We start from the raw sequence: 8722 nt of genomic DNA, 5'->3' as shown, positions 1-8722 counted from the left end.
ATCTACGCCTTCACATCGGACGGGCTGACGCCGCGCCAGTTGCGCGACTATGTCGAGGACGCCAGAACAAAAATCCTGACCGTGCCCAACGCCGGCAAGGTCGACCTCGTCGGCGCCCAGGACGAGGCGATCTATCTCGAATTCTCGACCCGCCAGATCGCCGCCCTCGGCCTCAACCAGCAAGCGATCGTGGCGAGCCTGCAGGCGCAGAACGCGATCACGCCGTCCGGCGTCATCCAGTCCGGGCCGGAGCGCATCAGCGTGCGGGTCGGCGGGCAGTTCACCTCCGAGGACAGCCTGCGCGCCATCAATCTGCGGGTCGATGACCGTTTCTTCCGCCTCAGCGACGTGGCGACGATCACGCGCGGCTATGTCGATCCGCCTACGGCGCTATTCCGCTTCAACGGCCAGGACGCCATCGGGCTCGCCATCGGCATGAAACCCAACGCCAACCTGCTCGAGTTCGGCGAGGCGCTGCACAAGGAGATGGACAAGGTGCTGGCCGACCTGCCGGTCGGTGTCGGCGTGCATCTGGTGGCCGACCAGCCGGTCATCGTCGAGGAGGCCGTCTCGGGCTTTACGCGCGCGCTGTTCGAGGCGGTCGCCATCGTGCTCGCCGTGTCGTTCATCAGCCTCGGCATGCGCGCCGGCTTCGTCGTGGCGCTGTCGATCCCGCTGGTGCTGGCCATCACCTTCACGGTCATGGCCTATCTCGGCATTTCGCTGCAGCGTATTTCCCTGGGGGCGCTGATCATCTCGCTCGGGCTTCTGGTCGACGACGCGATGATCGCGGTCGAGATGATGGTGGCGCGGCTGGAGGTCGGCGACAATCTGCGCAAGGCGGCGACCTATGTCTACACATCGACCGCCTTTCCGATGCTGACCGGTACGCTGGTGACGGTCGCCGGCTTCATCCCGATCGGCCTCAACAACAGCGCCGCCGGCGAATATACCTTCACCCTGTTCGTGGTCATCGCCGTTTCGCTGCTGGTGTCATGGGTCGTGGCGGTGCTGTTTGCGCCACTGCTCGGCGTCACCATCCTGCCGGCGACGATGAAAACCAAGCATCACGACCAGCCTGGCCGCTTCACCTCGCTTTTCCGGCGCGTGCTTGTCGGCTCGGTGCGCCATCACTGGCTGACCATCATCGTCACAGTGCTTTTGTTTGCCGGCTCGATCGCCGGCTTCGGGCTGGTGCAGCAGCAGTTCTTTCCGCCATCGGACCGGCCGGAGCTGATCGTCGACTGGAACCTGCCGCAGAATGCCTCGATCGCCGATACGCGCGACCAGATGGAGCGGTTCGAGCAGCGGGCGCTGGTCGGCAATCCCGACATCGACCATTTTTCGTCCTATATCGGCCAGGGCGCGGTGCGTTTCGTGCTCGCCTATGACGTGCAGCCGGCCAACCCCTATTTCGGCCAGACCGTCATCGTCACCAAAAGCATCGCGGCCCGCAACCGGGTCAAGCCGGCGCTTGAAAAACTGCTGCGCGAGGAGTTCGTCGGCACCGACGCCTTCGTCAAGCCGCTCGAACTCGGACCGCCGGTCGGCCGCCCGGTGCAATATCGCGTCGGCGGTCCCGACATCCAGACGGTGCGCGAACTGGCGCAGCAATTCGCCGGTGTCATCTCCGCCAATCCAAAGCTAGCAGCGCCGACCTTCGACTGGAACGAGCCGCAGCGTGTGCTGAGGGTCGACGTGCTGCAGGACAAGGCACGCCAGCTCGGTATCACCTCCTCCGACATCGCCAGCGCGCTGAACAGTACGGTCGGCGGCGCCACCATCACGCAGGTGCGCGACGCCACCTATCTGATCAATGTCGTGGCGCGCTCGCGTGGGTCCGAACGCGGCTCGATCGAAACCTTGCAGAACATGCAGCTGCCGACCAGTACCGGCGAGGCGATCCCGCTCGCGGCCGTCGCCAACTTCCGCTACGATCTGGAGCAGCCAACGGTGTGGCGACGCGACCGCATCCCGACCATCACCGTGCGCGCCGGACTGGTCGGCGACGTGCTGCCGGCCACCGTCGTCAACGAGTTGAAGCCGTCGGTCGATGCCTTCACCGCCAAGCTGCCGCCGGGTTATTCGATCGCCACCGCCGGCTCGGTCGAGGAGAGTGCCAAAAGCCAGGGACCAATCGCCGCCGTCGTGCCGTTGATGCTGTTCGTCATGGCGACGATCCTGATGGTGCAGTTGCAGAGTTTCCAGCGCCTGTTCCTGGTGGTGGCCGTGGCGCCGCTCGGCCTGATCGGCGTGGTGGCGGCCCTGGTGCCGAGCGGAGCACCGCTCGGCTTCGTCGCCATCCTCGGCGTGCTGGCGCTGATCGGCATCCTGATCCGCAACTCGGTCATCCTGATCGTGCAGATCGAGGATCTCGTCCGGGACGGCAAGGACCGCTGGGCCGCTGTCATCGAAGCGACGGAACACAGGATGCGCCCGATCGCGCTGACGGCGGCCGCCGCCAGCCTGGCGCTGATCCCGATCGCACGTGAAGTGTTCTGGGGCCCGATGGCCTATGCCATGATGGGCGGCATCATTGCCGGCACGGCGATTACGTTGCTGTTCCTGCCGGCGCTTTATGTGACGTGGTTCAGGATCAAGGAGCCTGAAGCCCAGGAAGAGCCACCTGTGGAGAGCGGCGAACCGGTGCAAGCTCAGACTTAAGGCTTTGCCGGGTCATTCGTTGTCGTTAGAGGGTACGGGACGTGACTTTGCACGCCGCCATGGCGATGATTTCGAGGCGCGCCAAGCATGCCAACCTTTAGGCAAATCGGCCAACTCCAGGATAGTTTGATCCCACCTCACCACCTCTTGCAGGCCGACGAGCATTATGTCGCCGTCATCCACAGGTCCGGGTTCGCTGTTGTGGAATTGCCAAGTGCCACCTTCGTCGTTGTAGCTGTCGTCGTCGTCATCTTCATGCACAACGTATGCGATCCAGTCGCCACGTTTAAATATGCTCTTGTCCGAATACACTGCGAGATTGGGCGGATCCGCAAACTTCCATTCCTCCATAGGAATTCCCCGAGATGGTTGTTCGACGCAAAACGAGAAAACGAATTCAGGCGGTTCTCACAAACCCATCGCTGGCCCGCAACAGATTGCGCGTATAATCCTTGGTTACGCGGCGTTCGACAAGGTCTGCCGCCGCCAGATTCTCCACCGCCTCGCCGCTTTGCATCACCATCAGCCGCTCGCACATATGGGTGATGATGGCGAGGTCGTGGCTGACCATCAGGAAGGTCAGCTTGCGCCGCCTGCGTACCTCTTCCAACAGGTTGAGCACTTCCGCCTGCACCGAGGCATCGAGCGCCGAGGTCGGCTCGTCGAGCAGCAAGATCGACGGTTCGAGAATCAGCGCACGGGCGATCGCCACGCGCTGGCGCTGGCCGCCGGAGAGCTGGTGCGAATAGCGGAACCGAAAACCGTTGCCGAGGCCGACCTCGTCGAGCGCCCGCTGGATGCGCTTTTCGCCGTCGGCAAAGCCATGGATGGCAAGCGGTTCCTGCAGCAGCCGGTCGACGGTCTGGCGCGGGTGCAGCGAGCCGTACGGATCCTGGAAGACCATCTGGACTTCGCGGTAGAAGGCCTTGTCGCGGCGTGTCCCAAGCGTCTTGCCGTTGACGACGATGCTGCCCGATGCGACCGGCGCAAGGCCGGCGATGGCCCGCAGCAGCGTCGATTTGCCGGAGCCGGATTCACCGACCAGGCCGAAGGATTCGCCCGGCTGCACGTCGAGGCTGACACCCTTCAGCGCGCGAAAACGGTCGAAGATCACTTCCAGCCTGTCGACGGCAATCGCGGAAGTCATGCCGCCCACTCCGGCTTGCGGTCGAGCACCGGCAGCGGGTGGCGGTCGGCGCCGATCTTGGGCATGCAATTGAGCAAGCCGCGCGTGTAGGGATGCTGGGCATGGCCGAGTTCGGACGCCTTGAGCTGCTCGACCACCTTGCCGGCATACATGACGATGACGCGGTCGCAGAAGGATGAGACCAGGCGCAGATCGTGCGAGATGAAGATCAGCCCCATGCCGCGTTCGCTGACCAGCTTGTCGAGGATGCCTAGCACATCGAGCTGCACGGTTACGTCGAGCGCCGAAGTCGGTTCGTCGGCGATCATCATTTCCGGTCCTGCGATCAGCATCATGGCGATCATGGCGCGCTGGCCCATGCCGCCCGAAACTTCATGCGGATGCAGGTTGAAGACGCGAGAGGGATCACGGATCTGCACCGCCTCCAGCATGGCCAATGCGCGGTCGCGCGCCTCGGCCTTGCCGACCTTTTCATGGGTGCGCAGCGTCTCGACGATCTGGCGGCCGATGCTCATGACAGGGTCGAGCGAATATTTCGGGTCCTGCAGGATCATGGCGATGCGCTTGCCGCGCAGCTTCCGGCGTTCGCGTGGCGAGACGCTGAGCAGGTCGATGCCGTCGAAGGCGAGCTTGTTGGCCGATATCCGCGCCTGCGGCGGCGTCAGCCCCATAATGGCGCGGCCGGTCTGCGATTTGCCGGAGCCGGATTCGCCGACGATGCCGAGCCGTTCGCGACCGAGCGAAAAGGAGACGCCGCGCACCGCCTCGATCAGCCCGGTGCGGGTCGGGAAAGTGACGCGCAGGTCGTCGACGTCGAGAAGCGTCTTCGTTTCCCTGCTCATTGGTCACCACTGCGAGGGTCGAGCGCGTCGCGCAGGCCGTCGCCGAGCAGATTGAAGCCGAGGCTGACAATGAGGATGGCGAAGCCCGGCGCACCAGCCACCCACCATTGGTCGAGCACGAAGCGGCGACCGGACGCGATCATCGTGCCCCATTCGGGCAGCGGCGGCTGCGCGCCGAGGCCGAGGAAACCGAGCCCGGCGGCGGTCAGGATGATGCCGGCCATGTCGAGCGTCACCCTGACGATCAGGGACGAAATGCAAAGCGGCATGATATGGCGCAGCACGATGCGGAAGGGCGAGGCGCCCATCAGCTGCACCGCCTTGATGTAATCGGAATTGCGCACCGTCAGCGTCTCGGCGCGCGCGATACGGGCGTAGGGCGGCCATGAGGTGATGGCGATGGCCAGCACCGCATTCTCAATGCCGGGGCCCAGTGCTGCGACAAAGGCCAGCGCCAGGATCAGCTTGGGAAAGGCGAGGAAGATGTCGGTGATGCGCATCAGGATGGCATCGGTCCAGCCGCCGGCATAGCCGGCCACCGTGCCGACCAAGAGGCCGATCGGTGCCGCGATGATGGCCACCAGGATGACCACATAGAGCGTCCAGCGCGAGCCGTAGAGGATGCGCGACAGGATATCGCGGCCGAGATCGTCGGTGCCGAACCAATGCTCGGCGCTCGGCGCCAGCAGGCGCGCGTTCTTCAGGTCGCCGAACGTCGGAGAATAGGGCGCCAGCACGCCGGCAAGGGCGGCGACGGCCAGCAAGGCAATGATGATGAGCAGGCCGAGAAAGGCCAGCCGGTTGGCGGAAAAGCGCCGCCACGCCACATAGGCGCGGCCGAGCCTTGCCTGCATGCGCGAGGCCGGCCGCTCGCTGAGCAGCCAGTCGCGACGACTCTGGATGGTGTCGGCGCTCATTGAACCTTCGTCCTCGGATCGAGCACCCGATACAGCAGGTCGGAGAGCAGATTGATGGCGATGAACACCGAGCCAATGACGATGGTGCCGCCGAGCACCGCATTCATGTCGGCGTTCTGCAGCGAATTGGTGATGTAAAGGCCGATGCCCGGCCACGAGAACACGGTTTCGGTGAGCACCGAGCCTTCGAGCAGCCCGGCATAGGAGAGCGCGATCACCGTCACCATCGGCACCGCCGCATTGCGCAGCGCGTGGCCCCAGATGATGCGGGTTTCCGACAGGCCCTTGGCGCGCGCCGCGACGATGTATTCCTGGGACAGTTCGTTGAGCATGAACGAGCGCGTCATGCGGCTGATATAGGCGAGCGAGAAGTAGCCGAGCAGCGATGCCGGCAGGATGATGTGGCGGAAGGCGTCGTAAAACACGTCCCACTGCCCCTGCATCGCGGAGTCGAGGAGATAGAAGCCGGTGATCGGCGTAAAAGTGTACTCGTAGACGACGTCGAGCCGCGCCGGGAAGGCAACCCATTGCAGCTTGGCATAGAACAGCACCAGCGCCAGCAGGCCGAGCCAGAAGATCGGCACGGAATAGCCGATCAGGCCGATGATGCGCACGATCTGGTCGATGAGACTGCCGCGCTTGACCGCCGCCAGCACGCCGAGCGGCACGCCGAACAGCGCCCCGATCAGCGTTCCCAGCGTCGCCAGTTCGGTGGTGGCCGGCAGCGCCCGGCGAATGTCGGTCATGACCGGATTGGTGGTCAGCACGGAGACGCCGAAATTACCGTTCAGGGCATTTTTCACATAGATGTAGAACTGCTCGATCAACGGCAGATCGAGGCCCATCTCGCGGCGCGTGCGCTCGACGACATTGGCCGGCGCCCGGTCGCCGAGCACCGCCAGCACCGGGTCGATCGGAATGACGCGGCCGATGAAGAAGGTGACCGCGAGCAGACCAAGATAGGTCGTGATCGCAATGACCAGGAAACGGCCAAAGGATGATGCAATAGCGACAGCGCGGGCGCTGCCGCGCCCCGCCGCCATTTCTTTTTCAACCGCGCTCATGCGGCGTGTCCGCGAGCATTATTCCTTGGACACCGGTCCGACGAAATTGCTGTCGAAGCTCGGGCCGAGCGCAAAGCCCTTGAGGTTCTTGCGCAGGCCGGCCACTTCCAGCTGCTGGTGGATGACGACGAAGGGGCTGGTGTCCAGGATCTTCTTCTGCAGATCCTTGTACATGTCAGCGCGTTTACCGGCGTCCTTCTCGAGCAGTGCTGCTTCCGTCTCCTTGGTCAGGTCCGGAATGTCCCAGGCGTTGCGCCAGGCCAGCGTCTTGGACTTGCCCGCATCCGAATTGTCCGGGTTCGAGGCAAAGGTCTGGGCGTTGGAATTCGGGTCGAAATAATCCTGGCCCCACTGGCCGATATAGATGTCGTGGTTGCGGGCGCGATATTTGGTCAGCGTCTGCTTGCCGTCGCCCGGGATGATCTCGAGCTTGATGCCGGCCTGGCCAAGCGTCTGCTGGATCGATTCCGCCATGCCGGTCGTCGGCTGGCCGGTGCGTACGTCCATGGTTACGCTGAAGCCGTCGGGCAGGCCGGCCTTGGCCAGCAATTCCTTGGCCTTGGCGACATCGAGCTTGAACGGATTCTCATCCAATTCGCCGAGCACACCCTTGGGCAGGAAGGTCTGGTGGATTTCGCCTATGCCCTTGAGGATGGTGGAACTCAAGGCATCATAGTCGACCAGATATTTGAAGGCCTGGCGGACCTCCGGCTTGGCAAGGTTCGGGTTCTTCTGGTTGAGGCTGATGTAGTAGACGGTGCCCTTCGGCGCGCTGGTGGTCGTGAGATCGGCGTTCTTGGCGATGGCGTCGAGATCGTTCGGCTCGAGATTGCGGGCAACGTCGATGTCGCCGGCTTCGAGCGCCAGGCGCTGGCCCGAGCTTTCCTTCATGTTGCGATAGATGACGCGGGCAAGCTTGGCCTTTTCGCCATGGTAATTGTCGTTGCGCTCGAGAACGACTGCCTCATTGGCGCGCCATTCGCGCAGCTTGAAGACGCCGGAGCCGGCATAGCCGGTCTTCAGCCAGGCATTGCCGAAATCATTGTCCCATTTGTAGTCGGCGCTCGGCGTGACCGCCGCGACATGTTCCTTGACCAGCTTGGCGTCGACCACCGAAGCGACCGTTGCCGACAGGCAGTTCAGGACGAAGCTCGGGGCATAAGCCTTGTCGACGGTGAACTGGAAAGTGGTCTCGTCGACCGCCTTGGCCTTCTCGGCGACGTTGTCGCCGCTGATGCCGAATTGGCCGATGATGAAGGCCGGGCTCTTGTCGAGCTTGACGGCGCGTTCGAACGACCAGGCGACGTCGGCCGCGGTGATCGGATTGCCGGAGGCGAATTTGAGGCCGGGCTTGAGCTTGAAGGTGTAGGTCAGCCCATCGTCGGAGACGGTCCAGCTTTCGGCGAGGTCGCCCTTGACCTTGGAGGTGTCGCTGAGGTCGAGACGGACCAGCAGATCATAGGTATTGCCGGTGACCTCGGCGGTCGACAACTCGAACGCCTCGCCCGGATCCATGGAGATGATGTCGTCGATCGCGAAACCTTCGACCAGCGTGTCGGCGGGCGTGACCGCACCGGCGGGCGCGCCGGCCAGAAGCAGTGCGGACATGGCTGCACCCGCAAGCAGGAAGCGAGAGCGTAGAGCAAACTTTTCCATCATCATCGTGATTGTTCCCTGTTTTGTTGTTTGTTGACCTGAGTTCCCGGCTCAGGGTTGTGGAATTTTTTTCGGGCCTGGAGAGGGGCCCACGGATCTCCTACCGTTGCGGTTTTTGTCCAGTTGGTCAACACCATATCCGGCAGCCTGGTGGCGGGCAACGAGCATTTGTGCGACGGCTCAATGGGCCAGAAAGGCCGGCGGGATGCCGACGCACAAGCCAGCCAATAGAGGCTGCCGATCGGGGAAAATCTGGCGAATGTCGCGGCTACTTCAGCGCCGCGACCAGGTCGGCGTCAGGGAAGCAGGTGGCGGCGCGGCCGTTCTTGGCTTGCCACGTGCCGATCGAACGGCGGGTCTTGAAGCCGGGCAGGCCATCGGCGCTGCCGACATCATAGCCCTTGGCTTCCAGCGACCGCTGCAGGGCCGCGA

General features: G+C 63.6%; 8 protein-coding genes. 1 reads left to right on the top strand and 7 read right to left on the bottom strand.

Annotated features, from left to right (window positions below; translation table 11 throughout):
- Positions 1-2664, top strand: a 2664-nt coding sequence (locus tag EN984_RS13110) for an efflux RND transporter permease subunit (protein ID WP_164765463.1), incomplete at its 5' end; no start/stop codon positions are given.
- A gap of 12 nt (positions 2665-2676) precedes the next feature.
- Here the strand turns inward: EN984_RS13110 and EN984_RS13105 are convergent.
- From EN984_RS13105 to EN984_RS13075, 7 genes are all read right to left on the bottom strand, one after another.
- Positions 2677-3015 carry a hypothetical protein gene (locus EN984_RS13105; protein ID WP_127267901.1) on the bottom strand — a complete coding sequence of 113 codons (339 nt, stop codon included), beginning with the start codon at positions 3013-3015 and terminating at the stop codon, positions 2677-2679.
- A gap of 46 nt (positions 3016-3061) precedes the next feature.
- The gene (locus EN984_RS13100; RefSeq protein WP_127267902.1) at positions 3062-3811 is read right to left on the bottom strand and encodes an ABC transporter ATP-binding protein; all 750 of its coding nucleotides are present in this window, start codon (positions 3809-3811) and stop codon (positions 3062-3064) included.
- Positions 3808-4653, bottom strand: coding sequence for an ABC transporter ATP-binding protein (locus EN984_RS13095; protein WP_127267903.1), 846 nt, complete (start codon positions 4651-4653; stop codon positions 3808-3810). The genes EN984_RS13100 and EN984_RS13095 overlap by 4 nt, the downstream gene beginning before the upstream one ends.
- Positions 4650-5570, bottom strand: a complete 921-nt coding sequence (gene nikC / locus EN984_RS13090) for a nickel transporter permease (RefSeq protein ID WP_127267904.1) — start codon at positions 5568-5570, stop codon at positions 4650-4652. The genes EN984_RS13095 and nikC overlap by 4 nt, the downstream gene beginning before the upstream one ends.
- Positions 5567-6634 carry an ABC transporter permease gene (locus tag EN984_RS13085; protein WP_127267905.1) on the bottom strand — a complete coding sequence of 356 codons (1068 nt, stop codon included), beginning with the start codon at positions 6632-6634 and terminating at the stop codon, positions 5567-5569. Before EN984_RS13085 ends, nikC begins: the two co-directional genes overlap by 4 nt.
- An 18-nt stretch (positions 6635-6652) precedes the next feature.
- Positions 6653-8296 (bottom strand): ABC transporter substrate-binding protein, encoded by a 1644-nt coding sequence (locus EN984_RS13080; RefSeq protein ID WP_127267906.1) that lies wholly within the window; start codon positions 8294-8296, stop codon positions 6653-6655.
- A gap of 262 nt (positions 8297-8558) precedes the next feature.
- On the bottom strand, positions 8559-8722 hold a 164-nt coding region (locus EN984_RS13075; protein WP_164765462.1), incomplete at its 5' end, for a peptidoglycan-binding domain-containing protein.

The sequence above is a fragment of the Mesorhizobium sp. M7A.F.Ca.CA.004.12.1.1 genome (assembly GCF_003997835.1).
Taxonomy (GTDB): domain Bacteria; phylum Pseudomonadota; class Alphaproteobacteria; order Rhizobiales; family Rhizobiaceae; genus Mesorhizobium.
Note: the sequence above shows the minus strand (reverse complement) of the source record. Positions and strands in the feature narration are given on the sequence as shown.